Here is a 26981-nt window from a genome sequence, read left to right as displayed (position 1 = left end):
GCGGTAGTCATCACCTGCAGGAATGAAAGACATGGCAATCGCCGAAATCGCGAATTCAAGAATTCTTATTGCCGGGGGCAGCTCCGGAATGGGCCTGGCGCTGGCGAAACGCTCGCTCGCCGTCGGTGCCGAGGTCATAATCACCGGACGGAATGAGGAGAAACTTCAGCGCGCTTGCGCAGAGCTCCAAAGCCCAGCGCTCTCCACGGCGACGGTCGATATCACGCAGGAAGGCCAGGTCGCCGATCTCTTTGAGCGGATCGGCCGGCTCGACCATATCGTGAGCACTGCCGCCGATATCGAAGGTGCTTATGAGCTGCTGCCCTCGCTGGATCTCAGGGCCGCGCAAAAGGTCGTGGAAAGCAAGTTCTTCGGACCGTTATTGCTCGCGAAATATGGCGCGCCCATGCTCTCCCCCACCGGTTCCATCACATTCACATCGGGCATTGCAGCCTATCGTCCATCGGCGCGGGGGGCGGTCGTGGCCGCCGTCAACGCGGGCCTGGAGGGTTTGGTCCGTGCGCTCGCGGTCGAGTTGGCGCCAATTCGCGTGAATGCCGTGTCGCCCGGCTGGGTCGATACGCCCATCTGGACCTTCGTTGCCGGCGACAAGAAAGACGAGACGTTGAGCGCCATGGCAAAACGACTGCCAGTCGGGCGAGTGGGACAACCAGAAGACATCGCCGATGCCATCAGCTTCCTGATGGGCAATGGCTTCACAACGGGGACGATACTGCATGTCGAGGGCGGGCATCGACTGGTTTAGCTGGCACGAAACCCTCGCTCGCGGCCGCCAGCAACAGTTTCAGGGCTGGCGGCTGAACGCGCCTGCGGCGCCAGATCATCACAAGCGATGCTGTCCGCATTGGACCCGGCCAGGGCATCTCGCGGATTTCGCCACGGTCGAGCGCATCGCCGACAGCAAGCCTTGGAACCAGGCTCACGCCCGTACCGGCTGCCACGAGCCGACCAATTGTGCCTATGCTGCCAACTTCAGCGACGAGCTTCGGTGCTGCGAGCCCTGCCTCCTCAAATGCTTTGTCGAACAGGTGTCGATAGATGCAGCCGGCTTCGGTCACAACGAAGCTCATGGAGGCAAGTGCTGCCAAATCGCCGCTTTTCGATGCGGAAACTTGCCCGGGAGGTGTAATAAGGACCAATGGCTCCGCCGATATGATCCGCTTCGCCAGGCGCTCATCGAGATCGTCCTTGTCAAAACAAAAGGCGACATCGATCTCGCCGTCTTCGAGCTTCCGCAAGAGATCGCCACTGCCCGTGACCTTCACCGTTAGGCTGATATCAGGATGATCGCTTTGAAAAGCCGGCAACCACAACGGAAGCTTCATGGAGGCAACCGTCTCCAGCGCGCCGATCGTCACCGTCCCAGCCGCGACCCCCGAGGCGGCTTTGACGGCGGCGCGCGCCTCGTCCGCGACCGTCAGAATTTCTTCGGCATAGGGTCTTAATGTCTCGCCCGCCGCCGTCAGCTCCAAGCCCGATCTCGACCGGATAAAGAGAGCGGTGTCCAGTTCAGTTTCGAGCGACTGGATCTGATCGCTCACGCTTGATTGCGCGAGATGGACCTCCTCGGCCGCACGGGTGAAATTCCGGTTCCGAGCCACCGCGAGGAATGTCTTGAGCAGTCTGGGGTGCATCGAGCCGTGCCGAATTGAGGTCAGAACAAGCGCCATCAAATGAAGAGACGCTCAACAGAGACGACGCTGCCATATCGCTTATGTCATCGTCAACACATCAGGGAATGGCTGGAAACAAGGTCAGCGGAGGGTCCGGGCCATCGGTCGCTCGCAGCTTCTTAGGCGCCAGCATCCGAGACTTCCGACACTGTCTTGATCGCAGCGTCTTCTCCGTCAGGGCTTCGGTGTCGTGCCGCGTCTCTCGAGTGCGGTCTTGCGGATGATGTCGGCGATCTCCGGGCTGCTGCTCGACAGCATCTGGAAATCCGCCGAATAGAGCGACAGCAGTGAGACCTCGGTCACGGCACTGACGGTCGCCGAGCGCGGTTCGCCGCTGATCAGCGCCATCTCGCCGAAGAAGCTGCCGGCGCCCAGTTCCACCGGGTTCGGTGTCGCGACGCTGACCCGGCCTTCGACGATGAAGAACATCTGGTCGCCGCTCTCACCCTTACGGCAGATTATGCCGCCGGCCGGCACGACGCGGGGCCTCAGCGCCCGCACGATCTCGATGAGTGCGGCCGAACCGAGCTTTTGAAACAGCGGCACCGCTGCAACCAACTGCCAATTGCGCACGAAGTCCTGGCGACGAACTTCTTCGTAGAAGCCAGTGGCGAGAATGCCGGCCCAGAGTCCGAAGATGCCGATTCCGCTCATCATGACCAACCCAGCAAGTATGCGGCCGGCGAAACTTTGCGGAATCTCGTCGCCATACCCGGTGGTCGACAGCGTGGTCACTGCCCACCACATCGCCAAGGGGATGCTGCCGAACTTGTCGGGCTGGACGTCGCGCTCGATGACATAGCCGGCGAGCGCCGCGCCAAACAGAACGATGCCGAAGATCGAGGTGACGCCGATCAGGTTGTGAGCCTCTTTGGACAGGACCCTGCCCAGCAGGCGAAAGAAGGTCGAACCGCGCAGCGGCTTCAGCAGCCAAATGGCACAATAGAGACTCTGATCGCGCCCGCCGACAAACAGGAACGCGACCAGGGGGACCAAAACGGCAAGCATATCAACGGTGATTTCCGGCACACGATCGCGAACGTCTCTTGCTCGCTGCACGATCAGCGTCTCAATCAGTTGCAGGACGTAGGCAGCCCAGATGCCGACGAGCAGGACTTCCAGAAGGAGCCTGGTCTGTCCGGTTATGTTCGGCGTCGTGAGCGCAGCCACGGTCAAGAGACCGATTGCCGCGAGCAACGTGTTCAGTGGTGCGGATATCTTCGAGAAAGGGAGCGCCAACATTCAATATCCCCGGTGGGCTGCTACTCTTCTAGAATAGGGCGTCTTCGATCCAAACGTAAAGGCTGGCCGGACACGCAGAGCAACCAAGTGTTGACCTGTGGAACGAGCAATTTATCGCTGGTCGACATCCAGCGGAAAACCTTTGAAAGCCTTGATTTCCTTGAGCACGAACGTCGTCTGCATCTCCTTGATGCGTGGCAATCGGCGAACGACCGCCATGGCGAAATCCGCATAGCTATCGAGGTCTGCAGCGACGACCTGCAGCAGGAAATCCGCGTCTCCGGCGATGCTGTAGCACGCCACGACTTCGCTCAGCTTCAGGACGTCGTGTGAGAATTTCTCGGCTTCTGCCTCACTGTGGCTGTCGATCTTCACCCTGATGAAAGCCAGGACGCCGAGACCGATCTGGCGCCTGTCGAGGGTCGCCGTATAGCCCTGGATGACTCCGGTTTCTTCCAATTGGCGCACACGCCGCCAGCATGGGGAGGTGGAGAGCCCGACTTGGGATGAAAGCGCCTGATTGGTCAGGCGTCCGTCTTTTTGGAGCGCCCCAAGAATTCGCAGATCGATAGGCTCAAGCGTATTAGGCATACCCGGCCTCATCCTTGTGAGAATTTGGTAGACTCTACCATAATTGCGATCTGTGCGGCAATGAAAAGTAAGATTATCCCCGATGTGAGAGATATCGTGTGAGAGCATAGTCTCAACAGCAGCAGGTCTCCATGCTTCCCGATATCCGTCTTGCCATCGTCGTCAATCCGGCACTCCCGCTCGGTTTGATCACCAACACCGCCGGCGCCATTGCGATCGGACTGGGTGCGAAATTTCCAGCGCTCGCGGCGCGTCAATTGAGCGACAGGGAGGGGCGCACCATCGACATCAGCTCGAACATGCCCGTTCCGGTGCTGCAGGCGGATGCCGAGGCTATCCGGTCGCTGCTGCTGAAGACTTTGCCGCAGCAGGATGATCGCGCGATCGTTCCGTTTCCTGCTTTCGCCCGGTCGCTGCACGATTACAGGGAATATGAGGCGACATTTCCGGATCACGATCTTGCCGGCGAAGTCATTGACGGCTTGGGGCTGGCAGGTCCATCGAAATGGGTGAAATCGCTGACGGGTTCGCTGAAGCTGTTGCGCTGATGCTGGAAAGAAAAGGGCCGGCTTGCGGAGATAAGGAGTTCCGCGTCGCCGGCCTAGCAAGGACTGAAGAAGAAGGGACGATACACTTCAGTCATCGGACAGTGAATGCATCCGATGGTCTATTGATAATTCCGCTAGCCTGAACGGGCCCCGAACCGAGCGTTCATCTGAGGTTCACGCGGCTTTTTGCCAGAAATTCGCAAGAAACCATTGGGGTCTTGAACTCCTGAAAAGCGATCCCCATCTCCATTCTGCGGGTGCCAAACGGGCTCGCGTAACCGTCCCGAGGCCGCCCAGAGCGGGGTCGTGGGGCAAAAACCGAATCGCAATCGTCGCTCACAGGAGGACACCATGCGTCACGTAGACTTCTCTCCCCTTTACCGTTCCACCGTCGGTTTCGACCGTCTCTTCACCATGCTCGACAGCCTTGCGCAGCCCGATCAGGCTCAGACATATCCGCCCTACAACATCGAGCGCACCGGTGAAAACACCTACCGTATCACCATGGCCGTCGCCGGTTTCGATGAAAAGGAACTGAGCATCGAGACCCATGCCCATGTTCTCCAGGTCAAGGGTGAAAAGAGCGCAGAGCCGACCGAGGCCAGCGAATATCTCTATCGCGGTATTGCCAAGCGCGCCTTTGAGCGTCGTTTCCAGCTCGCCGATCATGTCGAGGTCCAGGCGGCTTCGCTGAAGAATGGTCTGCTGCACATCGATCTGTTGCGCAACATTCCGGAAGCCATGAAGCCCCGCCGCATCTCCATCGCCGCCGAGCCGGTCGAGACGCCAAAGGCAATCGAGGCCCATATCAACTAACGGCCTTCAATAAATAGCCCGAAGACCGATCCTCCCAAGGTCATAAAAGCAAGGCGGCGCTCCGTTGGGGCGCCGCCTTTGTATGTTATTTGGGTTGATTTTCAATCACCTTCATTTCCGAGGAGTGCTCAATCCTCAGATTGGAAGGGAACGAAGCTTTCCATTTCTGTTTATTGGCACTTCGTGCATGGATGGTGGCTGGAGCAGATTTGTAATTTGAAGGATTTCAGGCCAGCGCCAAATTAAGATGGATGCCACCTGATTCAATGGTGTCTTCTGATACGCTGGTGCCAAAATAAAACCGTGGAGTCCAGCCGACCGAAGAGCGGCCCTTTCAGCCGGATTTTTCAAGACGCGTCCATCACCAGAGATGAATATCCATTGGTCATTGGATTTCCGAAGACGATCAATCCATTCCAAATCCGTCGAATGTCGACCGTTCGGCAAGCCATCTAGGTCACGTACATGCGCTGCGGCATGACCTTGGTGCTGAATGAATCCGTGTAATGTGGCGGCAAGAACAGGAGAAGTGCAATTGTCAAAAAAGACGTTCACGCCGCGAGCCGTTGTTCCATCATCGTTTCAAATTCGACAGCATGTCTGACTGCTGTTTCAGACACATCATATGCCAGCGCTGTATTTCGGATGCTGCCATCGTATTTAGCTGCGGCTGCCAAAATTGCCGTAGGTACACTTGAAGAGGCATCTATCGGTTGGCCAAACGAGCGGGTGGGGTCAATGACGACATTAAGTCGTCGGCCTGCCGGCCACCAAGCCAATGGATTTCCGTCGCTGCCGAAGTCGACAGTTCTCAGGATAGGATCGAGAATGCTGTTAAATTCGTATTGTTTACGGAACAGATTAAGTAAAAGTTCACGTTTTTCGCCATCACTGTCTTCTTCAACGATGTGGAGGAAAATCTCGCGTCCATCGGTTCGAAAGCGGTTTGTGGACAAAGGTCTGTCCCGGCCGATAACGTCTCTGGCGACCTCGATCGCGGAACGGACTCTAATTGCCGACACGCCTACTTGAATAAAAGCGTCTGCTACACGGACTTCCATAAGATCGCGAAATCCAAGAAATACTCGGTCATCACCAAGCGAAATTTCAGGCGTCCAAAGCGGCGGATAGTACCTTCCTTGAATATGGTGGCCCTTTAGCCAACGCGAGATTTTGGCTGGCGGGATGCGAAGAAGTTTTCCCGCTTCCGCGGGAGTATAAAGGCCGACACCAATCAATCGATCATTGTTCATGCAGCCATAATCCATCGTGTTGATTCGGTGTCAACAGCCAAGCGTGGCGGTACATTTTTTAAACTTGGCGACTGAATTAATTCATGCCGCTACGCCGCGTTTGTGGCTCCGTTCGTCTTGGGCGACCCTGCTGTCTCGGCTCCGGCCTTTGCCGCTTCCCGCCTCTTGGCGGCGTCAGCATATTTCTGGGCGATGACGGCACAGGCCATGAGCTGGATCTGGTGGAACAGCATCAGCGGCAGGACGATGGCGCCGATGCCCTGGCCGGCGAAAATGACGTTGGCCATCGGCACGCCGCTCGCCAGGGATTTCTTCGAGCCACAGAATGTGATGGTGATCTCATCGGCCTTGGAGAAGCCGAGCGCGCGGCTGCCGAACATGGTGATGCAGAGCACCAGCACCAGAAGCACCATATTGGCGATGATGACCGTGACGATGTCGACTACTGAGAAGGTGTGCCAGAGTCCCTCGACGACGGCCTCGCTGAAGGCCGAATAGACGACCATCAGGATCGAACCGCGATCGACCGGCATCAGGATCTTCTTCTTCGAGCGTATCCAGTTGCCGATCCACGGCTGCAGGATCTGGCCGGCGATGAAGGGCGCCAGCAGCTGGAGCATGATCTGCTCCAGCACGTCCCAGGAGAACCCACCGCCATGGCCGCCGACCGAGAAGAGCACGCCGACGAGCAGGGGCGTCAGGAACATGCCGAAAATGTTGGAGGCCGACGCGGCGCAGATTGCGGCCGGCACGTTGCCGCCGGCAATCGAAGTGAAGGCGATCGACGACTGCACCGTCGAGGGGAGCACGCTGAGGAACAGAATGCCGGTGTAAAGCGCTTGCGGCAGGATGGTCGGCACCAGCACGCCCATGGCGAGCGCCAGAAGCGGGAAAATGCCGAAGGTGGTCAGTAGGATGACCATGTGCAGCCGCCAATGCAGCAGGCCCGCGATAACGACGTCACGCGACAGACGCGCGCCATGCAGGAAAAACAGCAGGCCGATGGCAAAATTGGTGGCGGTGCCGAAATAGTGAGCGCTCGTCCCCTGCACCGGGAAGAAGGATGCCGTGAGCACGGTGAGCACAAGCAGCATGGTGAAGGTGTCTGGAAGAAAGCGGCGCATGTGCCAACCCCAATCGCAATTACAAGCCGTAACAATAATCCTTGCACATAGACCTATCGTGATCCACGATGCAAGGAATAACAGTTATCGTGAAGCAGGATGAGCGATGCTCGATCTCATACAGTTGCGCAGCTTCGTCGCCGTTGAGCAGATGGGCAGTTTCACGCTCGCTGCCGAGCGGCTCGGCCTTGGCCAATCCACGGTCAGTCAGCATATTCAGCGGCTGGAGACCACGCTCAGCCGCAAGCTTCTGGCGCGCGACACACATCGGGTGGTGTTGACCGGGGACGGTGAGGCATTGCTTGGCCACGCCCGACAGATGCTGTCGATCGAGGGGGAGGTACAGCAGCTTTTTGCCGGCAACAGCCTGCGCGGCAACCTACGGCTCGGCGTCTCCGAGGATTTCGTTACCAGCCAGTTGCCTGATGTGCTCGAAGAGTTCGTCCGCTCGCATCCTTCCGTCGATCTCGAATTGACGGTCGCCCTTAGTGGTACGCTCTATGAGATGCAGGACAATGGCGACCTTGATCTCGTGCTTGCCAAACGTCGCCTCGGTGATATCCGGGGAACGCTCGTCTATCGCGAGCCGCTGGTCTGGCTGGCGCGTGATCCGGAGCGCATTTGCGCACTCGCGGCGCCTCTGCCGTTGATCGCCTTTCCGGCCCCGAGCGTCACCCGCGCCGTGGCGCTTGAAGCTTTGCGCCGTCAGCAGGTGCCTTGGCGGATCGTCTGCACGTGCGGCAGCCTTAGCGGCCTGACCGCGGCCGCCCGTGCCGGCATGGGTGTCCTTGTTCAGCCTCGCAGCATGGCGCCGACCGGACTGTCGGAAATTGCACCGGGTTGGCTGCCGGCATTGGAGGATGTCGAATTCGTCCTGGTGCCGCGTAAAGGGGCGGACCAGTTGCTGGTCCGTGCCTTGTCGGAGGATATTTTGGCGAAGGTGAGAGGGCTGACGTCTACCTAAAGTAACAGGATGGGCGAATCCCGATTTAAAAATCACTTTTGAATCATGGAGATAAGCTTGAGTAAGTTGTTAGGATTCCTTCGCCGGCTTCTGTCTCCCGTTTTGCGTGTCCCGTTCGTTCAATTCGCCCTTCAGGTTTCCGTCAGTTTCCGTTAGTATTCTCGAAATAACTAAACGAGCTGAGTCGAGGAAAATCAGCCCGATGAAATATGGTGCAATGTTTATTTGCGGCTTGATCGCCTGTGTGATGGCGATGACGGCCATAACCCGCCACATGCCCGGTCGGTCTGGACAAGAGGTTTCACGTTCCGCCCTATTTATGCACCAAACTGAAAACTAGCTCTCCAAATGGGAGTTGAGCGCCGCGTATGTCCCAATCGGGCCGTCACCACGGCGTTCCTTTTTATCCGAAAATCAGGCGAGGCAAGCCAGGAAACCGGTGACATCGTGATCGGTCGTGGCGAAGCTGGTGACGAGGCGGATCAGCGTCTCGTTCTCGTTCACCAGTTCGGGCTGCGATTCCGGGATCGGCCATTCGTAGAATTTTGCACCCTTGTCCTCGGCGGTCTTGGCAGCCGATTTCGAAATGATCGCAAAGACTTCGTTTGAAGCCGTCGGCCAGGCGAGGCGTGCGGTGGCAGCTTGCTCGATGCCAGCGCGCAGGCGATCGGCCATGCGGTTGGAATGGCGGGCAAGATCGAGCCAGAGGCCACCTTCGAAATAGCCATCGAACTGGGCGGCAATGAAGCGCGACTTGGAGAAAAGCTGGGCGGCGCGTTTGCGGATGAAATGCATCTCCTTCGCCTGCTCCGGATTGAAGAAGATCATCGCCTCCGCGCACCAGCAGCCGTTCTTGGTGCCACCGAAGGAGAGGATGTCGACGCCGCGCTTCCAGGTCATCTCCGCCGGGCTGGCGCCAAGCGCGACCAGTGCATTGGCGAAGCGGGCGCCGTCCATATGTAGCGGCAGGCCGTTCGCCTTGCAGACGGAGGCGATGGCGTCGATTTCAGCGAGCGAATAGACCGTGCCGATTTCCGTCGCCTGGGTGATGGTCACTGCGGCGGCGCGGCCGTGATGCAGCGCGTCCTGCGGGAAGCGGGCGACTTTGGTGGCGAGCGCCTTAGCATCGATCTTACCGGCAGCGCCATCGACTGTCGCCAGTCGCGCACCGCTGAAGAAATCCGGCGCGCCGCATTCGTCCTCGGCCACATGCGCTTCCGTGTGGCAGAAGCTGATACCGCCCGGCTTCTGGACGCTGGCGAGCGACAGCGAGTTGGCGGCCGTGCCGGTGGCGACGAAAAAGACGGCGACCTCGCGCTCGAAGATTTCGGCGAACTTGGCTTCGACCTTCCGGTCGAGATCGCTGGTGCCGTAGGCCGCGGCGAAACCGCCGGATTCGGCGAGCAGACGTTCGGCAATCTTGGAATGGGCGCCGGCCCAGTTATCGGAAGCAAAGAACATAGGTATGTACCAACTGAAACTAAGGGATTTGCGGGAGGGTTAACTGAGGTTCGCCGGACATTAATCCAATGCCGCGGGGGATCAAGAGTGCTGTGCTGAAGGACTCATCACAGAAATTGATCTACGCAATCAACAAACAAAATGATGCAGCGCGGCGAAACTTTCTTGCTCGAATTTCGAAGCATTGGCAATCTTCCGTCGTCCGTTAACGATATTTTGCCGTTTTGCTCTTGCGAAACCCATCACTTTCTGGCATAGAGCTGATGAATTAGGACAGGGTTGCTGTCCTATTTTGGCCGCCAAGGCCGAAGATGCGCTAGAGGGTCCTGACGATATCGGGATTTCGAGCTATAGTTATCGCGAGCACGTCCTACGGGAGCCACTAGGCGACCAGGCGGGGCGGCGGTGGAATAAGCAAGGCGCGGAACGCTGACGACGGGCTCCACCGAAGGAGCATGGTCTGCGGCCGATCTTCACAATGCAACAGCGCTGTCGCGCGTCGGACCCGATAACGGGGCGGCGCGGGACGAAGGATCGCCCGCGACGCGGGCCTTACCGGAGGGAAGACGATGACGAACAGGACGACGTCCATGACTTTTGACCCGACCGCTGCAGCCAATGCTGCCGCTACGGCCAAAACGTCGAAACGCGCTGTCGGCATCCCGCCGAGGCAGGGCCTTTATGATCCGCGCAATGAACATGATGCCTGCGGCGTCGGCTTTGTCGCGCACATGAAGGGCCAGAAGTCGCACCAGATCGTGCGGGATGGCTTGTTCATCCTGGAAAACCTGACGCATCGCGGTGCTGTCGGTGCCGATCCGCTGATGGGCGACGGTGCCGGCATTCTCGTGCAGATTCCAGATCGCTTCTTCCGTGAGGAAATGGCCTTGCAGGGCGTTACTCTGCCGAAGGCGGGCGAATATGGCGTCGGCCATTTCTTCCTGCCGCGTGACGAGGCGCTGATCGAACACTTCAAGACCGCGATCAAGCTGGTCGTCGCCGAGGAAGGCCAGGTTCTGCTTGGTTTCCGCGATGTGCCGGTCGACAATTCCTCGCTCTCCAAGGCGCCTGATATCGCCGCCACGGAGCCGTATCATGTGCAAGTCTTCATCGGCGCCGGCCGCGATGCCAGCACGCATGAGGAATTCGAGCGCCGCTTGTTCACCCTGCGCAAGGTGATCTCCAACCGCATCTATGCGGAATACGAGGGCGAAGAGAGCAACTTCTACCCGGTCTCGCTGTCGAGCTCGACCGTGGTCTACAAGGGTATGTTCCTCGCCTACCAGGTCGGCGCCTATTACAAGGATCTTTCCGATCCGCGTTTCGAATCGGCGGTTGCGCTCGTGCACCAGCGCTTTTCGACCAACACCTTCCCGTCATGGAAGCTGGCGCATCCCTACCGCATGGTTGCCCACAACGGCGAAATCAACACGCTGCGTGGCAACGTCAACTGGATGGCGGCGCGCCAGGCGTCGGTATCCTCGCCGCTGTTCGGCGACGACATCTCCAAGCTCTGGCCGATCTCATACGAAGGACAGTCGGACACCGCCTGCTTCGACAACGCGCTCGAATTCCTTGTGCGCGGTGGCTATTCCATGGCGCATGCCGTTATGATGCTGATCCCGGAGGCCTGGGCCGGTAACCAGTTGATGGCGCCAGAACGCAAGGCGTTCTACGAATATCATGCTGCCCTGATGGAGCCGTGGGACGGACCGGCTGCGGTCGCCTTCACGGACGGCAAGCAGATCGGCGCGACGCTCGACCGCAACGGCCTGCGTCCGGCGCGCTATCTCGTCACCAACGACGATCGCGTCATCATGGCGTCCGAAGCCGGCGTTCTGCCGGTCGAGGAAGAGAAGATCATCCAGAAGTGGCGGCTGCAGCCGGGCAAGATGCTGCTTATCGATATGGAAAAGGGCCGGATCATCTCTGACGATGAGGTGAAGTTCGAGCTTGCCACCAAGCATCCCTATCGCAACTGGCTCGACCGCACACAGTTGATCCTCGAAGATCTGAAGCCGGTAGAGCCGCGCGCTCTGCGTCGCGACGTGTCGTTGCTCGATCGCCAGCAGGCTTTCGGCTACACGCTGGAAGACACCAAGATTCTGATGTCGCCGATGGCAACGACGGGGCAGGAGGCGATCGGCTCCATGGGCACGGACACGCCGATCTCGGCCATGTCCGACAAGCCGAAGCTGCTTTACACCTATTTCAAACAGAATTTCGCGCAGGTCACCAACCCGCCGATCGATCCGATCCGCGAAGAGCTGGTGATGAGCCTCGTCTCCTTCATCGGTCCGCGCCCGAACCTGCTCGACCACACCGGCATGGCCAATGCCAAGCGGCTGGAAGTGCGCCAGCCGATCCTGACCAACGGCGATTTGGAAAAGATCCGCTCGATCGGTCACACGGAAGACCGCTTCGACACCAAGACGCTCGACTTCACCTATGATGTCGAACGTGGCGCCGAAGGCATGCCGGAAATGCTGGATCGTCTCTGCGAGCGCGCCGAAGCGGCCGTTCGCGGCGGCTACAACATCATCGTGCTCTCCGACCGCCAGATCGGGCCTGACCGCATCGCAATTCCGGCGCTGCTGGCGACTGCGGCCGTGCACCATCACCTGATCCGCAAGGGGCTGCGCACGTCGGTCGGTATCGTCGTCGAAACCGGCGAGCCGCGCGAAGTGCACCATTTTTGCTTGCTCGCCGGCTATGGCGCCGAGGCAATCAACCCCTATCTCGCTTTCGACACGCTGCTCGACATGCATCAGCGCGGCGAATTCCCGAAAGAAGTCGATGCGAGTGAAGTCGTCTACCGCTATATCAAGGCGGTCGGCAAAGGCATCCTCAAGGTCATGTCGAAGATGGGCATCTCGACCTATCAGTCCTATTGCGGCGCGCAGATCTTCGATGCGATCGGCCTGCAGCAGGAACTGGTCGACAAGTATTTCTTCGGCACGGCGACGATGATCGAAGGCATCGGCCTCGAAACTATCGCCGAGGAAACTGTCGCCCGTCACAAGTCGGCCTTCGGCCGTGACCCGATCCTGGCGAGCACGCTCGACATCGGCGGTGAATATGCCTACCGCATGCGCGGCGAGAGCCACGCCTGGACGCCGGATGCCGTCGCCGCACTTCAGCATGCCGTGCGCGGTAATGCCGAGGATCGCTATCGCGAATTCTCGGAGATGGTCAACCAATCGGCGCTCCGAATGAACACTATCCGCGGCCTCTTCAAGATCAAGGGGGCGGACGTGCTCGGCCGCAAGCCGATCCCGGTGGAGGAGGTCGAACCTGCCACCGATATCGTCAAGCGCTTTTCGACGGGCGCCATGTCCTTCGGCTCGATCAGCCGTGAGGCGCATACGACGCTGGCGATCGCCATGAATCGGATCGGCGGCAAGTCGAACACCGGCGAGGGCGGCGAGGAATCCGACCGCTACATGCCACTCTTCGACGGTTCGCCGAACCCGGAACGCTCGGCGATCAAGCAGATCGCTTCCGGCCGCTTCGGGGTGACCACCGAATATCTGGTCAATGCCGACGTGCTGCAGATCAAAGTGGCGCAGGGTGCGAAGCCCGGCGAAGGCGGGCAGTTGCCCGGCCACAAGGTCGACGCCACCGTCGCCAAGACCCGGCATTCCACGCCGGGCGTCGGCCTCATTTCGCCGCCGCCGCACCATGACATCTACTCTATCGAAGATCTGGCGCAGCTCATCTTCGACCTGAAGAACGTCAACCCGACCTCGGATGTCTCGGTCAAGCTCGTCTCGGAAGTCGGTGTCGGAACGGTTGCCGCCGGCGTCGCTAAGGCGCGCGCCGATCACATCACCGTTGCAGGCTTCGACGGCGGCACCGGCGCATCGCCGCTCACCTCGCTGAAGCATGCCGGCAGCCCTTGGGAAATCGGCCTTGCCGAAACGCAGCAGACGCTGGTACTGAACGGGTTGCGCTCGCGCGTCGCCCTGCAGGTGGACGGTGGCCTGAAGACCGGCCGCGACGTTATCGTCGGAGCGCTGCTTGGCGCAGACGAATTCGGTTTCGCCACCGCGCCGCTGATCGCGGCCGGTTGCGTCATGATGCGCAAGTGCCACCTCAACACCTGTCCGGTCGGCGTCGCGACGCAGGATCCGGTCCTGCGCAAGCGCTTCAAGGGCACGCCGGAGCATGTCATCAACTACTTCTTCTTCGTCGCTCAGGAAGTGCGCGAAATCCTCGCCTCGCTCGGCGTTGCCAAGCTGGACGACATCATCGGCGCTTCGGAGCTGTTGGAGAAGGACGATATGCTCGCCCACTGGAAGGCCAAGGGGCTCGACTTCAGCCGCATCTTCCACAAGGTCGATGCGCCGAAGGAAGAGACCTATTGGACGACGGTGCAAAAGCACCCGATCGTCGACATTCTCGACCGCAAGCTGATCGAGAAGGCGGAGCCGGCGCTTGCCAGCAAGACTCCGGTCGCCCTCGACGTCGACATCAAGAACGTCGACCGTTCAGCCGGTGCGATGCTGTCTGGTGCTGTCGCCAAGCGTTACGGTCATCGTGGCCTGAAAGATGACACCATCCATGTCACGCTGAGAGGCACTGCCGGCCAGTCCTTCGGCGCGTTCCTGGCGCGCGGCGTTACCTTCAATCTCGTCGGTGACGGTAACGATTATGTCGGCAAGGGCCTCTCGGGCGGCCGCATCATCGTCCGTCCGCCGGAAAACTCGCAAATATCGGCCGAACACTCGATCATCGTCGGCAACACCGTGCTCTATGGCGCGACCGAAGGCGAATGCTACTTCCGTGGTGTCGCCGGCGAGCGTTTCGCGGTGCGCAACTCCGGCGCCATCGCTGTCGTCGAAGGCGTGGGTGACCATGGCTGCGAATATATGACCGGCGGTGTCGTCGTCGTGCTCGGCGAAACCGGCCGCAACTTCGCGGCTGGCATGTCGGGCGGCGTCGCTTACGTGCTCGACGAAAAGGGCGATTTCGCCCGCCGCTGCAACATGGCGATGGTCGAACTGGAGCCGGTTCCGGAAGAGGATGAATTGCTGGAGAAGCTGCATCATCACGGCGGCGACCTCATGCACAAGGGACGCGTCGACGTCTCCGGTGACATGACGCGCCACGATGAGGAGCGCCTCTATCAGCTGATTTCGAACCATTTCCACTACACCGGTTCGACGCGGGCAAAGGAAATCCTCGATCATTGGGCAGACCACCGCCCGAAATTCCGTAAGGTCATGCCGGTCGAATACCGTCGTGCACTGGAGGAGATGGAGCGGAGCCGGATGAGCGTGGCGGCGGAGTAATCCGCTGCGGCTTGTCTTCCAGTCGAGGGTTTCGCGTCCGATTGCGGTCGCCGGAGAGGCGATCGCAACTGTCGAACAGCGGAATCGAATTTGAATTACAGTGCCTGACAGGGCAGCGGGATTTGCCTGCAGGCACAGGAGCCATCGGCTCCTCTACTAGAGTGAGGAAACGAAAGCATGGGCAAGGTAACAGGCTTCTTGGAAATCGACCGGCAGGTTGGCAAGTATCAACCGGCGTCTGATCGCATCCGGCATTTCCGCGAATTCACGATCCCCATGTCGGACCAGGAAGTACAGAAACAGGCCGCGCGCTGCATGGACTGTGGCATTCCCTATTGCCACGGCCCGACCGGCTGCCCTGTTCACAACCAGATTCCGGACTGGAACGACCTCGTCTACAACAACAACTGGGAAGAGGCGATCCGCAACCTGCATTCGACCAACAACTTCCCGGAGTTTACCGGCCGTGTCTGCCCGGCGCCTTGCGAGGAAGCCTGCACGCTGAACCTCGAGGACGCCCCGGTCGCGATCAAGACGGTCGAGCAGGCCATAGCCGACAAGGCCTATGAGCTCGGCTTCATCCGCCCGGAACCGGCAACGGTCCATACCGGCAAGAAGGTCGCCGTCATCGGCTCCGGCCCCGCCGGCATGGCTGCGGCTCAGCAGCTTGGCCGCGCCGGCCATGAGGTCCATGTCTACGAGCGCGAAACGAAGCCCGGTGGCTTGCTGCGCTACGGCATTCCGGACTTCAAGATGGAGAAGAACTTCATCGACCGCCGCGTCGAGCAGATGAAGGGCGAGGGCGTCACCTTCCATTGCGGCGTCAATGTCGGCGTCGACGTCAATGTCGAGCAGCTTCTGGCTGATTATGACGCTGTTCTTTATTGCGGCGGCTCGGAAACCCCGCGCGAGGCCGGTATTCCCGGCACCGGGCTTGCCGGTGTCCATGACGCCATGCCCTATCTCGTGCAGCAGAATCGTCGCATCGGCCGCGAAAACATCGACAGCATCGGCTGGCCGTCCGATCCGATCCTCGCCGGCGGTAAACATATTGTCGTCGTCGGTGGCGGCGATACGGCATCGGACTGCGTCGGCACTGCTTTCCGTCAGGGCGCCGTCAAGGTGACTCAGCTCGACATCCGCCCGCAGCCGCCGGAAAAGGAAGACAAGCTGGCCGTCTGGCCCTTCTGGGCGACGAAGATGCGTACCTCCTCTTCGCAGGCCGAGGGTGCCGTGCGCGAATTCCAGGTCGCAACGCTGGAATTCGTCGGCGAAGATGGTGTGTTGACCGGTGTAAAGTGCTGCGAAGTGGATGAGCGCCGCCAGCCTATCGCCGGGACGGAATTCGTCATCCGCGCCGATCTCGCCTTCATCGCCATCGGCTTCCGCGGCCCGTTCACCGACAGCGTGCTCAGGGAACTCGACGGCAAGCTGACGCTGAACACGGACCGCCGTGGCTCGACCAATGTCGTTGCCGACGACAAGAGCTACAAGACCTCGGTCGACAAGCTCTGGACCGCCGGCGACGTTCGCCGCGGCCAATCCCTGGTCGTCTGGGCCATCCGCGAAGGCCGCCAGGCCGCCCGTGCGATCGACGAGGCCCTGATGGGTTCGACGGTACTGCCGCGGTAAAAGCGCTTGGCGCTATTGAGGGCAGGAAAGGCTCTGCTTCGGCGGCGCCTTTCCGTTCAGCGGTTCATTGCGGCTGGCAGTGCGAAGCGTCGAAGGACGGTATCTCCGACGGCCGGCTGCAGTGCCGGATTGTCATATAATCCTGCCAGCGCCACGATTGTCATGTCCAAGCTCGGAATGACATAGAGTCTTTGTCCACCCCAACCAACGGCCGCACTCCAGCTAACCTCCTGTCGATCGATCAGCGAGCGCCCAAGCCACCATTGGAAGCCATAAAAATACAGGCCTTCCCCCTGGATTTGCGGTGATGTGGCTTGGTCGATCCAAGTTGGCGATACGATTCTGGCGTCGTTCCAGCTGCCCTTGTTCAAGATCAATTGGCCGATCTTGGCGACGTCGCGAGGCCGCATACGCAGGCCGGAAGTAACATTGGGCGTGCCGTTTGGATAGCGAATCCATTCCACATCATCGATACCGAGTGGAGAGAAGAGAAATTCTTTTGCAAGCTGATCGGGTTGTCGACCCGATGCCCTATCCAGAATGGCGCCGAGGAGGGCGGTCAAGCCGCCATTGTAGGTATAAACAGCGCCAGCCGGCCTAGCGACAGGTTGTTCCAGAACATAGCGGTGCTGGTCGGGAGCCTCCATCATCCGGCGCTCGCTATTGGCAGGATTGCTGTAAGGCAGTTCCTCGCTCCAGGCGAGGCCGGCGGACATCGTCAGCAGGTGGCGGAGCGTAATCCTGTCTTTCTCCGGCGTACGGAGATCGCCGTGATCAGGAAAGAACGAGAAAACCGGTATGTCGAGGTCGGTGATCCAGCCGTTTTCAATGGCGATGCCGACGAGCAAAGAGGTGATGCTTTTGGTGATTGAGCGAAGATCGTGTCTGAGGCCCGCATGATAGGAGACACGGCCAAGCGGAGTCGCCCATGCCCTGTCCTCCCCAGTGAAATATCGCTCGTAGACCAGTTTGCCATGGCGAGCGATTACGACTGCATGGGCATTTGCCGCTGCCCATGCCTCGAAATGCGAGCCGATGCCTCGCAATCTGTCCGCGTCGAAACCATGTTCCTCAGGGATCGAAGACGTCCATCCATCCGCCACTGCTTCCGGCAGGCTGAGGTCTGCGTGCGATCCGAGCATTCGAAATTGCCCTTCGTTGATATCCGGTGGTGGGTTACGGAGCAGTTGTAGCCGCCGGCAGCCGATAATCGTCAACGCGTCCAGTCGGCGCGGGGGCCATTTCGCCTTTTTCGACCAAGAGATCGCGAGGTGATGGTGTGATGGGATTGCGCGGGGGAGCGCCGCCGAGAAGCTGCGAGCCGCCGTCTAGATTGGGATCTGAGAGACTCACGGGCTGGGTACGGGTAACCTTCTCCATCTCCCCCGGCGGCAGGTTGGCCTGTTCGACTGGGAGCGAATTGCCTGTATCGAGGCGGATGATATCCGGGCTCGCCTGATCGCCAAGCAGGCGGCGCGTCGGCTTTTCGACATAGAAGGCGACCTTGCGCTTGCCCGCTGCCGTCAGGTTGATTCCGTCGGCGGTTCTGAGCCGCACCTGCTGGCCGTTGATGTCGGAGCCGGTGACAATGAACTGGCCGTTCTGGTCCGTAAACCCGTCCCAGATATCGATGAACTCGCCGCCGACACTTTGAACCTGGCTCTGATAGAGCTGGTTGAGCTTCACCGCATCCGCCGTCATCTGGTCCGAGCCGAAGGGCGGCAGACCGACCCAGAGCAACGGGATATGCCGGCTCGTCACCAGCTTGCCGAACTCCTGTATGCGCTCTTCATAGGCTAGGAACCAAGGGTCGGTGCCGTATTTTTCGTTGAGGCCGTCACCAACCATCTGCTGGCGGTCGTTGGCGCCGATCATCACGACGACCATCGCTGGTTTCAATTGATCCAGCATGGCGGGCAGCTGTTGCGGCCAGTTGTAATAGTCCTGGCGGACGAGGCCGGAGGCAACGGTGCTGTGTGTCTGGACGACGACGCCGGGGGAGGTGGAAAAGGCATCCTCCAGTCCGACACCCAGGCCACCTGCCAGGAAATCACCGACGACGAGGATCGACTTGGCGTCAGGCAGCTTTTGTACCTGCGGCGGTGTTTCCGGTTGAGCGACCACCTGACGGGGCGGCGGCGGGGCAATCCGTTTGCGTGGCGGCCGAATTGTGCGTCTCGGCGCAGGCTGCTGCTCAGGGATATCGGGCTCGGAACGGCCAAACAGCATTTCGAGCAAAGTTCTACGCCGCGGCTCCTGCGCCTCAGCCGACGACAGCAGACACGTAAGCGTGAAACAGGCGGCAACAAGCGTCGCAAGGATGGCTTTTGTGGCAGCCATGATGGCGCGGGCAGGTCGGTTCTTCATCGGGCTCTTTTCCGCTCACTACCCCATGGTCGCATGAGGACGGCATCGCCGTCCAGCAAATCCAAGGCTCACGCCGACGGTCGCGACCTACTTGCGTAGTGCCTTCAGCAGGTTCAGCGACGGCTCACCGTCGGCGCTCATGCCGAAATGCTGTTGCACAGCGGTAATGGCGGCCTTGGAGCCGGAACCGAAATTGCCGTCGACTACGCCGTCATAATAGCCGAGCTCCTTCAAGCGGGTCTGCAGCTCGAATTTCTGTTTGACGTCCAGCGTGCCGCTCGGACGCGGCCAGGATTGCTGCATGCCACCATACCCAGCGATTTGATCGGCAAGCAGGCCAACGGCGAGCGCATAGCTGTCGGATGCGTTGTAGCGCTTGATGGTGAAGAAGTTGCCGGCCATCAGGAAGCCGGGGCCGTCAGGTCCGCCAAGCATCTTCAGTTGCGCGCGATCGGCGGTCTGGCTGAAGCCTTTGCCGTTCGGGCGGACAAAGCCAAGGGCTGCCCACTGAGCGAGGGTATGAGTCTTGCCGGCCTGTGCGCTGCCGCCTGGCGGCACCTTCACTTCGTAGCCCCAGGTGCGGCCGGTGCTCCAGCCGTTCTTTGCCAAGAGATTGGCGGTCGTTGCCAGGGCGTCGGGAACTGAGTTCCAAATGTCCGCATGGCCGCTGCCGTCGGCATCAACGGCATAGAGCAGGTAGCTGGTCGGAATGAACTGCGTATGGCCCATGGCGCCGGCCCAGGAGCCGTTGAGCTCTTCGCGCGGCACATCGCCGCTCTGCAGAATCTTCAGCGCCGCGATCAATTGTTTTCTGGCATAGTTGGCGCGCTTCGGGTCGGCATAGGCAAGGGTCGCCAACGCACGAGGCACATAATGCAGCTTCTCGTCCTTGGCCAATACCGCGCCGTAGTTCGATTCCATCGACCAGATGGCTAAGACAATGTTGCGGTCCACGCCGAAATGCTGTTCAAGTGTACGCAGTGTCGAACCGTATTTGGCCGCCATCTTCCGGCCAATATCAATGGTATAGGGATTGACGCGGGAATCCAGATAATCCCAGATCGGGGTTGTGAATTCCGGTTGGTACTGAGCTTTTTCGAGGACCGTGGGGTCGGGGTCCGTCACGCCGGCAAATGCTTTGCGATAGGTTGACTGCGTAATGCCGCTTTTAGCCGCGGTATCGTAGAAACCCGCGATCCATTTCTGGAACCCTGGGTCCGCATTGGCGTTAACGGGGGCGAGTCCCGCAAAGGCACCGAGCGCGAGCGCCAGAGCGAGACCACGAAGGGAGAGTTTGCGGTTTGGGGTCATCAACAGCCGTGTCCATCAATACTTTGGATTTCGGTGCGGCGATGCCCTTAGCATTCGCCCAAGCATGACACTACAGAAACGAAGTCAACAAATTCTTTACCATGGAAGTCGGGGTCAGTCATCATTTGCGAAACAGTAGCAATTCTATACTACTGACCCTCGGAACAGTTTTGGCGCGAAGCGACGTAATTCCCCAGGAGGTATGAGTGGGACAGCATAAAAAGGTGCGTAAGGCAGTATTTCCGGTCGCCGGACTTGGGACGCGGTTCTTGCCGGCGACCAAAGCGGTGCCGAAGGAAATGCTGACCGTCGTCGACAAGCCGGTTATCCAGTATGTCGTCGATGAGGCGATGGAAGCGGGGATCGAACATTTCGTGTTCGTGACCGGCCGCAGCAAGCATGTCATCGAAGACTATTTCGACATTCAGTTCGAGCTCGAGCACACGCTGCGTCAGCGTAACAAGAGTGCCGAGCTGTCGCTGCTGAACGGCCTGCTGCCGAAGGCAGGTACTGCAAGCTTCACGCGCCAGCAGGAGCCGCTCGGCCTCGGCCATGCCGTGTGGTGCGCCCGTGAGATCGTCGGCGACGAGCCGTTTGCGCTGCTGCTGCCCGACATGGTCATGCGTGCGGAAAAGGGCTGCATGAAGGGCATGATCGAGCTTTATGAGCATAGCGGCGGCAACGTCATCTCTGTCGAGGAATGCGCTCCGGATCAGACCCACAAATACGGCATCGTCGGCGTTGGTGACACCGTCGGCAACGGCTTCCGCATTACCGAAATGGTGGAAAAGCCGGCCAAGGGCAAGGCTCCGTCGAATTTCTTCATCAACGGCCGCTATATCCTGCAGCCGGAGATATTCCACATCCTGGAGAGCCAGGAGCGTGGTGCGGGCAATGAGATCCAGCTGACGGACGGCATGCTGAAGCTTGCGCAAGAGCAGGATTTCGCCGGCTATCACTTCCAGGGCCAGACTTTCGACTGTGGGTCGAAGGATGGTTTCATTCTCGCCAACGTCGCCTTCGCGCTCGCCCGTGCGGATATCCGCCCGACCATCGAGGACGGGTTCAAGGCGCTTATCGAGGCGCTCAAGTAGAGGCCTGTCCTCTCTTGCCCCGTTCTTGCGGGGCAAGAGGGCGGCCGAAGACCTACCTCTTCACCGTCAATCCCACGCCCGCCTGGAGCTGCTGGGTATCATCGCCCGTCTTTCGCGACGTTAGCTGGTAGCCGACATTGCTGGTCAGATCGAGGTAGCGGTTGATGCCCCAGATCAGGCCGAATGCGGCGTCATATTCGGTTTCGTCTGATGTGGCGCTGCTGGACGGGTAGTCGCGCCAGATCGTGCCACCCGTCAGTTTGGCGGTGAGGTCGTCGCGCAGTTCCTGGCTCAATGTGCTCGTCAACTGATAAGCGGTGTAGCCGCTTTCGCCCGCTGTCGTGGAGGGCTGGAAGGTGGTTGAGAGACCGATGCTGACATCCGTGCCGCGCTGTGGCGACCAGGCGAGATTGCCGTCGACGGTCGGCGAATCGATCGAGGCAAGGCGCGAATCGTCGAATTGCGTGTGTAGATAGCCGAAGCCCAGTTCGCCCTTCATCTTTTCGCCGAGGTCGAGCTCCATGCCGGCCTTGCCGCCGTAACTCTGGTTCGAACGGGCGTAGCCGTTGCTGTCTTGCGACTGGTCGTAGAGGGTGCGGCCGAGATCGGCTTCCAGGAAGGGGATCAGGGCGGGGGACAATTCGTAGCCGATACGCCCACGCCAGGTGCCGGCCGTCTGGTTGCGGTCGCTGAGCGTGACCTGCGTTCCGTCCGACAGGGTGGCATCGGAATAGACGGTGCGGACCAACGCCAAGGCGGTCGTGCCGCGCAGCACGCCGAAATCGCGCTCCAGCGATGCGCCGGCGTCGAACTGGTTAACGGCCGATTGCTTGGAGGCGCCGGCAATAGCGTTCGGATCGCTGGTGTCTTCACGGAAGAATTGATAGCCGGCGGTGATATGCGCCGTCGTATCGGCGGGAAGGTCGAGGCGCAGATCGGCATTGATATCAACAGTCGGTTGTTCAGCGCCATTGCCGCTCAGGTTTTTCTGCCAGACACCCTCACCGGTAATGGTCAGGGCATGGCGATCCCAATCCGATTTCAGCGTGCTGCGGAGATCGGTTTGCAGGAAGCTGCGGTCATCGTTGGTGGAGCCGGTGCGGTTGCGCTCGACATTGATGGACTGGTTGACGGAGGGGCGCAGGGTGAATGTGCCGAGTGGTATGCCCTGTACATCTTCGCGATCCGGATGTTGCCGCGCCTTCAGGTCATCGACACTGGTCTCGCGCAAATTGACGCGGCGCAGATCGTCATCAAGGGTGGAACCTGTCGTGGTCGGGTCGATGCCGTCGAGCCTGAGGCGGGCATTGGGTGCGGCGGCCGTATCTGTCGCGGTCTTGGCCGCCTTCGATTTAGAGGATGTCGTGGTCGTCGTGTCGGAACCGGGCAGATCGAGGCTGTCTATACCGGTCGAAGTCGCCGTTAGATTGGCGCCGGAACTCTGGCTGATATCGAGCGATTGCGCATGAACCGGCATCGGCATGGCGAGCGCGCCCCAGCCCAGCAGAGCGGATGCAGCGCACGCCGTCAGCCGGAGGGAGCAACCACCCGCCTTGTTCTTGCCAATGTCCATTTGATCCTATGCTGACCTTACTGGAAATGCTTTAAATCGTTACCCAACCGTAAAGGCTCATGGTTAACGCTTCCTTGCCAGCGGACTACAAGGAGTGATGATGACGGAATTGGCTTTGGTGACGCGACTACCCATCGTCGCTGTGCAAAATCGATCTCCGGTGGACAGATTTGCAGAAAAGCGTTAGGCCTCCGTCATGAACAAGAGAGCTGTAAGACTCATCGAGAACGGTGCGATTGAGTCCGCGATGCGGACGATCGAGACCGAAAGGCGGGGGCTGGAGGCGCTGGAGCGTTCGTTGGTCAATGGTTTGGCCGAACCTTTCAGCCGCGCGGTGGAGCTTCTGGGCGAGATTAACGGGCGCGTCATCGTGACCGGAGTCGGCAAGAGCGGCCATATCGGCAATAAGCTCGCCGCCACCCTGGCCTCTACGGGAACACCGGCTTTCTTCGTCCATCCGGTCGAGGCCAATCACGGTGATCTCGGCATGATTACCCATGACGACGTCATCATTGCTATGTCCTGGGGCGGCGAAAGCGCTGAGCTTCGTGGCATTATCAGCTATTCGCGCCGTTTCTCGATCCCGATGATCGCCATTACGGCCGGCGAAACCTCGACGCTGGCGCGCGAATCGGATGTCGTGCTGTTGCTGCCCAAGGAACAGGAAGCCTGCCCGCATGGGCTGGCGCCAACGACATCGACGCTGTTGCAGCTTGCGATCGGCGATGCGCTTGCCGTGGCGCTCTTGGAGGCGCGGGGCTTCACCGCGGAGGATTTCCGTACCTTCCACCCGGGCGGCAAATTGGGCGCCAGCCTCTCGCATGTCGCCGATATCATGCACAAGGGCGATCGCGTACCCCTGGTCAAGCTTGGCACGGGTATGCGGGAAGCCGTCATGACGCTGGCGCAAATGCGCTTCGGTTGCGTCGGCGTCGTCGATGATTACGGGTGTCTTTGCGGCATTGTGACCGACGGCGATATTGCCCGCAATATCGGTAGCAGCCTTGCGGAGATGTGCGTGGACGAGGTAATGACGCGCAATCCGAAGACGGTGAAGGAAACGACGCTGGCGACCGGTGCGATGGCATTGCTGAACCGCCACAATATCTCGGCGCTGATCGTTGTCGATGACGCCCGGCGGCCGATCGGCATCGTTCACTTCCACGATCTGCTGCGTATCGGCGTCGCCTGATCAGGCTGGTTCGACTGTAAGGTCGCGGCCGCTGCTGGCGACGACCTTGACGCGGGTGCCCACGGGCAAATCTGGTCCGTTTACCGTCCAATAGGTATCGTTCAAACGAATGCGCCCCCGGCCTTCGGTGATCGGTTGGTCGAGCGTTGCCGTGCGTCCGACCAGGCTGGCGCTGCGCTGGTTCAGGAAGGGCTCGTCGGTGGCCTGGTTGTTGCCATAGAGGTAGCGACGACCGAGCAGGGTAACAATCACGGCCGTGGCGGCGAAGACAAGTCCTTGCACTTGCCAGATCCAGAAGGCGCTATCCCAGAAAAGCAGCGATAAAGCGCCGACGATGATGCCAGCCAAGCCGATCCACACAAGGAAGAAGCCCGGCAGGATCAGTTCAGCAGCGAGCAGCACTAGGCCCGCCAGCCACCAGCTCCAAGGGCCGAGTTCGACGACGAGATTGTCGAACATCTCAGCTCTCCCTAGACGTCAAAGGATTGATCGAAGGCGTGGTGCGCGCGGAGCTCGTCCGCGGACGAGAAGGCTGCGGCGCGCCGTTGCCATCGCCATTGTCGCCGAAGACTTCACGGGCGATGGCGCCGATGCCGCCCAGTGAACCGATAATGGAGCTGGCTTCCATCGGCATGAGCACGATCTTCGAATTGCCGGCGGAGCCGATCGCGCTCAGGGCTTCCGTGTACTTCTGCGCAATGAAGTAATTGATCGCCTGCACATTGCCCTCCGCAATGGCCTCAGACACCACGCGCGTCGCCTTGGCTTCTGCCTCAGCGAGGCGCTCGCGGGCCTCGGCATTGCGGAACGCTGCCTCGCGCTGGCCTTCGGCCTGGAGAACTGCGGCTTGCTTGGCGCCTTCGGCGCGCAGAATCTGCGCATTGCGCAAGCCTTCCGCTTCCAGAACCTGAGCGCGCTTTTCGCGCTCGGCCTTCATCTGCCGTGCCATGGCATCGACGAGATCCTTGGGCGGCTGGATGTCCTTGATTTCCACGCGCGTCACCTTGATACCCCAGGGCTCGGCTGCTTCATCGACCACGCGCAGCAGCCGCTCGTTGATGGCGTCGCGATTCGACAGCAATTCGTCGAGATCCATCGAGCCCATGACGGAGCGGATGTTCGTCTTGGTGAGATTGAGGATCGCGGTTTCGAGATTGGTGATCTGATAGGCAGCCTGAGCCGCATTCAGCACCTGGAAGAAGGCGACCGCATCGGCGGCGATGCTGGCATTGTCCTTGGTGATGACCTCTTGCGTCGGGACGGCGAGGACCTGTTCCATCACATTCATGCGTGCGCCGACCGTTTCGATGAAGGGCACGATCAGATTGAGCCCCGGCTCCAGCGTGCGGATATAGCGGCCGAAGCGCTGGACCGTGTAGCGATATCCCTGCGGCACGGTCTTGATTCCTGCAAACAGCACCAGGATGACCAAGACAACCAAGGCAATCACAACGATGCTGAACCCACCGATTACCATAAAATCCTCCCTAGACGCTCCCGCACGATGCAGGTTTGCGTCACTTCAAAGACCTGCCGCGATATCAGCCGATTCGGACGAACAGGCCATGCGGCAGCCCAATCTGATGTGGTGGGTTAGCATGTTCTCGGCAAGGGCGGAATGGCCCGCGTCTTCAGACCTTTTGCCCTGTTTGACGGCATGAAAGTGCGGACGGAAACGTTGCGTTCCCGACCCGAAGGGGCAGCTCCCGCCGCCCTCTCGCCTGCGGAATAAATTCAGCCGAAAGTGGCCGAGATACTCAATCTCGCGCAAGGTCTTGCACTTACCATACATCGTCATACCTTAAGGGTAGGAAATGTATCTGCTTTCTGCCGCCGCGTAGCCTTCTGAGCCATCGCATGGCGCATCATGAGGGTGAGACTATGAATATCGATAGGACTTTGCGGTCAATCGTGGCCGTACACGCTTCAATTCCGGAAGATGCCTTTACAGCCGGGGCACTAGGGACCCGGCGGGAAGGCAGCGGTGTGGTCATCAGAGGTAACGGGCTGGTGCTCACGATCGGTTATCTGATCACCGAGGCCGACGAGGTCTGGCTGACGACCAATGATGGTCATGTGGTTCCTGCGCATGCACTTGCCTACGATCAGGAAACCGGCTTTGGCCTGGTCCAGGCGCTGGGGTCGCTTGGCGTCCCCGCACTGGATTTCGGCGACGTGGCCGAGGCCGAGATCGGCGATCCGGTGGTGATCGCTGACGGAATCGGTCAATTCGTCCGCGCGAACATCGTGGCCAAGCAGGAATTCGCGGGTTATTGGGAATACCTGCTGGACGAGGCGATCTTCGTCGCGCCCGCCCATCCTTCATGGGGAGGTGCTGCGCTCCTCAACACGGACGGCAAGCTTTTGGGCATCGGCTCGCTTCACCTGCAGATGGCCTCCCAAAACGAAGAGACTGCCGATATCAATATGGTCGTGCCGATCAATTTGCTGCCGCCAATTCTCGATGATCTGCTCAACCGGGGCCAAGTCAACAAGCCGCCCAGGCCCTGGCTCGGCGCTTTCTCCGCCGAGAGCAATGGCGAGGTCGTGGTCATGAGCGTTGCGGAAGGGGGCCCGGCGGCTCAAGCAGGCCTGCGTCGAGGCGACGTCATCTCCGAGATCCGAGATGGGGAAGTTGATAGCCTGGCTGATTTCTATCGCAAGGTGTGGGAAAGTGGCCCTGCCGGTGCAGAAATCCCCATGAGGATATTGCGCGACGGTCGCGAAGCATGGCTGCGCATCAAGTCGGCCGACCGCAACAGTTTCCTCCGGAAGCCGCAACTGCAATGAGGTATCGCCGGCGTGACGGAGCTTCCGGTCGGAAC

At 59.9% G+C, this 26981-nt stretch carries 22 protein-coding genes; 9 read left to right on the top strand and 13 right to left on the bottom strand.

What is annotated here, in order from left to right; all coding sequences use genetic code 11:
• Positions 1-31 precede the first annotated feature (31 nt).
• The gene (locus CCGE525_RS17580) at positions 32-766 is read left to right on the top strand and encodes an SDR family oxidoreductase (RefSeq protein WP_120705398.1); all 735 of its coding nucleotides are present in this window, start codon (positions 32-34) and stop codon (positions 764-766) included.
• Here CCGE525_RS17580 and CCGE525_RS17575 read toward each other — a convergent pair.
• The 3 genes from CCGE525_RS17575 to CCGE525_RS17565 all read right to left on the bottom strand — a co-directional run bounded on the left by CCGE525_RS17575 (position 717) and on the right by CCGE525_RS17565 (position 3527).
• A complete protein-coding gene (locus CCGE525_RS17575; protein WP_120706472.1) occupies positions 717-1655 on the bottom strand; it encodes a LysR family transcriptional regulator in 939 nt (312 codons plus the stop codon). The genes CCGE525_RS17580 and CCGE525_RS17575 overlap by 50 nt on opposite strands.
• A gap of 213 nt (positions 1656-1868) precedes the next feature.
• Entirely contained in the window at positions 1869-2936 is a 1068-nt protein-coding gene (locus tag CCGE525_RS17570) for a cyclic nucleotide-gated ion channel (RefSeq protein ID WP_120705397.1), read from the bottom strand.
• Between the two features lie 111 nt (positions 2937-3047).
• Positions 3048-3527 carry an Lrp/AsnC family transcriptional regulator gene (locus tag CCGE525_RS17565; RefSeq protein ID WP_120705396.1) on the bottom strand — a complete coding sequence of 160 codons (480 nt, stop codon included), beginning with the start codon at positions 3525-3527 and terminating at the stop codon, positions 3048-3050.
• A gap of 131 nt (positions 3528-3658) precedes the next feature.
• On the opposite strand from CCGE525_RS17565, the gene CCGE525_RS17560 reads away from it, so the two are divergent.
• Both CCGE525_RS17560 and CCGE525_RS17555 read left to right on the top strand, forming a co-directional pair.
• On the top strand, positions 3659-4075 hold the full coding sequence (locus tag CCGE525_RS17560) for a DUF2000 domain-containing protein (RefSeq protein ID WP_120705395.1): 417 nt from the start codon (positions 3659-3661) through the stop codon (positions 4073-4075).
• A gap of 351 nt (positions 4076-4426) precedes the next feature.
• Positions 4427-4891 carry an Hsp20 family protein gene (locus CCGE525_RS17555; protein WP_120705394.1) on the top strand — a complete coding sequence of 155 codons (465 nt, stop codon included), beginning with the start codon at positions 4427-4429 and terminating at the stop codon, positions 4889-4891.
• A 135-nt stretch (positions 4892-5026) separates the two neighbouring features.
• Here CCGE525_RS17555 and CCGE525_RS17550 read toward each other — a convergent pair whose 3' ends face one another.
• From CCGE525_RS17550 to CCGE525_RS17540, 3 genes are all read right to left on the bottom strand, one after another.
• Positions 5027-5446: a PIN-like domain-containing protein gene (locus tag CCGE525_RS17550; protein ID WP_120705393.1), complete on the bottom strand. Its 420-nt coding sequence runs from the start codon at positions 5444-5446 to the stop codon at positions 5027-5029.
• A complete protein-coding gene (locus CCGE525_RS17545; RefSeq protein ID WP_120705392.1) occupies positions 5443-6144 on the bottom strand; it encodes a hypothetical protein in 702 nt (233 codons plus the stop codon). The genes CCGE525_RS17550 and CCGE525_RS17545 overlap by 4 nt, the downstream gene beginning before the upstream one ends.
• An 89-nt stretch (positions 6145-6233) precedes the next feature.
• Entirely contained in the window at positions 6234-7268 is a 1035-nt protein-coding gene (locus CCGE525_RS17540) for a bile acid:sodium symporter family protein (protein ID WP_120705391.1), read from the bottom strand.
• Positions 7269-7374: 106 nt separating this feature from the next.
• Here CCGE525_RS17540 and CCGE525_RS17535 point away from each other — a divergent pair, with 106 nt between their 5' ends.
• Positions 7375-8232 (top strand): LysR substrate-binding domain-containing protein, encoded by an 858-nt coding sequence (locus CCGE525_RS17535; protein WP_120705390.1) that lies wholly within the window; start codon positions 7375-7377, stop codon positions 8230-8232.
• A gap of 414 nt (positions 8233-8646) precedes the next feature.
• On the opposite strand, the gene CCGE525_RS17525 is transcribed toward CCGE525_RS17535, so the two are convergent.
• Positions 8647-9693, bottom strand: coding sequence for a threonine aldolase family protein (locus tag CCGE525_RS17525; RefSeq protein ID WP_120705388.1), 1047 nt, complete (start codon positions 9691-9693; stop codon positions 8647-8649).
• Positions 9694-10262: 569 nt separating this feature from the next.
• On the opposite strand from CCGE525_RS17525, the gene gltB reads away from it, so the two are divergent.
• Positions 10263-14987, top strand: coding sequence for a glutamate synthase large subunit (gene gltB / locus CCGE525_RS17520; RefSeq protein ID WP_120705387.1), 4725 nt, complete (start codon positions 10263-10265; stop codon positions 14985-14987).
• Positions 14988-15164: 177 nt separating this feature from the next.
• Complete coding sequence (locus CCGE525_RS17515) at positions 15165-16619, top strand: glutamate synthase subunit beta (protein WP_120705386.1); 1455 nt, start codon at positions 15165-15167, stop codon at positions 16617-16619.
• A 56-nt stretch (positions 16620-16675) separates the two neighbouring features.
• On the opposite strand, the gene CCGE525_RS17510 is transcribed toward CCGE525_RS17515, so the two are convergent.
• The 3 genes from CCGE525_RS17510 to CCGE525_RS17500 form a co-directional block, all read right to left on the bottom strand.
• Positions 16676-17761 carry a serine hydrolase domain-containing protein gene (locus CCGE525_RS17510; protein WP_120705385.1) on the bottom strand — a complete coding sequence of 362 codons (1086 nt, stop codon included), beginning with the start codon at positions 17759-17761 and terminating at the stop codon, positions 16676-16678.
• Between the two features lie 34 nt (positions 17762-17795).
• Positions 17796-18986 carry an SGNH/GDSL hydrolase family protein gene (locus tag CCGE525_RS17505; RefSeq protein WP_120705384.1) on the bottom strand — a complete coding sequence of 397 codons (1191 nt, stop codon included), beginning with the start codon at positions 18984-18986 and terminating at the stop codon, positions 17796-17798.
• A gap of 87 nt (positions 18987-19073) precedes the next feature.
• Positions 19074-20297 carry a lytic murein transglycosylase gene (locus CCGE525_RS17500; RefSeq protein WP_120705383.1) on the bottom strand — a complete coding sequence of 408 codons (1224 nt, stop codon included), beginning with the start codon at positions 20295-20297 and terminating at the stop codon, positions 19074-19076.
• 206 nt (positions 20298-20503) lie between these two features.
• On the opposite strand from CCGE525_RS17500, the gene galU reads away from it, so the two are divergent.
• Positions 20504-21391, top strand: a complete 888-nt coding sequence (gene galU, locus CCGE525_RS17495) for a UTP--glucose-1-phosphate uridylyltransferase GalU (RefSeq protein ID WP_120705382.1) — start codon at positions 20504-20506, stop codon at positions 21389-21391.
• Between the two features lie 52 nt (positions 21392-21443).
• On the opposite strand, the gene CCGE525_RS17490 is transcribed toward galU, so the two are convergent.
• Complete coding sequence (locus tag CCGE525_RS17490) at positions 21444-22964, bottom strand: outer membrane beta-barrel protein (protein ID WP_120705381.1); 1521 nt, start codon at positions 22962-22964, stop codon at positions 21444-21446.
• Positions 22965-23160: 196 nt separating this feature from the next.
• Here CCGE525_RS17490 and CCGE525_RS17485 point away from each other — a divergent pair, with 196 nt between their 5' ends.
• Positions 23161-24156, top strand: coding sequence for a KpsF/GutQ family sugar-phosphate isomerase (locus tag CCGE525_RS17485; RefSeq protein WP_120705380.1), 996 nt, complete (start codon positions 23161-23163; stop codon positions 24154-24156).
• On the opposite strand, the gene CCGE525_RS17480 is transcribed toward CCGE525_RS17485, so the two are convergent.
• Complete coding sequence (locus CCGE525_RS17480; protein ID WP_120705379.1) at positions 24157-24615, bottom strand: NfeD family protein; 459 nt, start codon at positions 24613-24615, stop codon at positions 24157-24159.
• Position 24616: 1 nt separating this feature from the next.
• The gene (locus CCGE525_RS17475; protein WP_120705378.1) at positions 24617-25633 is read right to left on the bottom strand and encodes an SPFH domain-containing protein; all 1017 of its coding nucleotides are present in this window, start codon (positions 25631-25633) and stop codon (positions 24617-24619) included.
• A 404-nt stretch (positions 25634-26037) separates the two neighbouring features.
• On the opposite strand from CCGE525_RS17475, the gene CCGE525_RS17465 reads away from it, so the two are divergent.
• Complete coding sequence (locus CCGE525_RS17465) at positions 26038-26946, top strand: S1C family serine protease (RefSeq protein WP_120705376.1); 909 nt, start codon at positions 26038-26040, stop codon at positions 26944-26946.
• Positions 26947-26981 lie beyond the last annotated feature (35 nt).

Source organism: Rhizobium jaguaris (genome assembly GCF_003627755.1).
GTDB lineage: Bacteria > Pseudomonadota > Alphaproteobacteria > Rhizobiales > Rhizobiaceae > Rhizobium > Rhizobium jaguaris.
The sequence above is the reverse complement of the archived record's forward strand: the minus strand, read 5'-3'. Positions and strand labels throughout refer to the sequence as shown.

Coding starts and splice junctions, on each gene's coding strand:
- CCGE525_RS17560 (WP_120705395.1), top strand. CDS start 3,659: ATGCTTCCCGATATCCGTCTTGCCATCGTCGTCAATCCGGCACTCCCG.
- CCGE525_RS17565 (WP_120705396.1), bottom strand. CDS start 3,527: ATGCCTAATACGCTTGAGCCTATCGATCTGCGAATTCTTGGGGCGCTC.
- CCGE525_RS17480 (WP_120705379.1), bottom strand. CDS start 24,615: ATGTTCGACAATCTCGTCGTCGAACTCGGCCCTTGGAGCTGGTGGCTG.
- CCGE525_RS17485 (WP_120705380.1), top strand. CDS start 23,161: ATGAACAAGAGAGCTGTAAGACTCATCGAGAACGGTGCGATTGAGTCC.
- CCGE525_RS17465 (WP_120705376.1), top strand. CDS start 26,038: ATGAATATCGATAGGACTTTGCGGTCAATCGTGGCCGTACACGCTTCA.
- CCGE525_RS17490 (WP_120705381.1), bottom strand. CDS start 22,964: ATGGACATTGGCAAGAACAAGGCGGGTGGTTGCTCCCTCCGGCTGACG.
- CCGE525_RS17510 (WP_120705385.1), bottom strand. CDS start 17,761: ATGCTCGGATCGCACGCAGACCTCAGCCTGCCGGAAGCAGTGGCGGAT.
- gltB (WP_120705387.1), top strand. CDS start 10,263: ATGACGAACAGGACGACGTCCATGACTTTTGACCCGACCGCTGCAGCC.
- CCGE525_RS17570 (WP_120705397.1), bottom strand. CDS start 2,936: ATGTTGGCGCTCCCTTTCTCGAAGATATCCGCACCACTGAACACGTTG.
- CCGE525_RS17475 (WP_120705378.1), bottom strand. CDS start 25,633: ATGGTAATCGGTGGGTTCAGCATCGTTGTGATTGCCTTGGTTGTCTTG.
- CCGE525_RS17540 (WP_120705391.1), bottom strand. CDS start 7,268: ATGCGCCGCTTTCTTCCAGACACCTTCACCATGCTGCTTGTGCTCACC.
- CCGE525_RS17580 (WP_120705398.1), top strand. CDS start 32: ATGGCAATCGCCGAAATCGCGAATTCAAGAATTCTTATTGCCGGGGGC.
- CCGE525_RS17525 (WP_120705388.1), bottom strand. CDS start 9,693: ATGTTCTTTGCTTCCGATAACTGGGCCGGCGCCCATTCCAAGATTGCC.
- CCGE525_RS17505 (WP_120705384.1), bottom strand. CDS start 18,986: ATGAAGAACCGACCTGCCCGCGCCATCATGGCTGCCACAAAAGCCATC.
- CCGE525_RS17545 (WP_120705392.1), bottom strand. CDS start 6,144: ATGAACAATGATCGATTGATTGGTGTCGGCCTTTATACTCCCGCGGAA.
- CCGE525_RS17535 (WP_120705390.1), top strand. CDS start 7,375: ATGCTCGATCTCATACAGTTGCGCAGCTTCGTCGCCGTTGAGCAGATG.
- CCGE525_RS17500 (WP_120705383.1), bottom strand. CDS start 20,297: ATGACCCCAAACCGCAAACTCTCCCTTCGTGGTCTCGCTCTGGCGCTC.
- CCGE525_RS17515 (WP_120705386.1), top strand. CDS start 15,165: ATGGGCAAGGTAACAGGCTTCTTGGAAATCGACCGGCAGGTTGGCAAG.
- CCGE525_RS17575 (WP_120706472.1), bottom strand. CDS start 1,655: ATGCACCCCAGACTGCTCAAGACATTCCTCGCGGTGGCTCGGAACCGG.
- CCGE525_RS17555 (WP_120705394.1), top strand. CDS start 4,427: ATGCGTCACGTAGACTTCTCTCCCCTTTACCGTTCCACCGTCGGTTTC.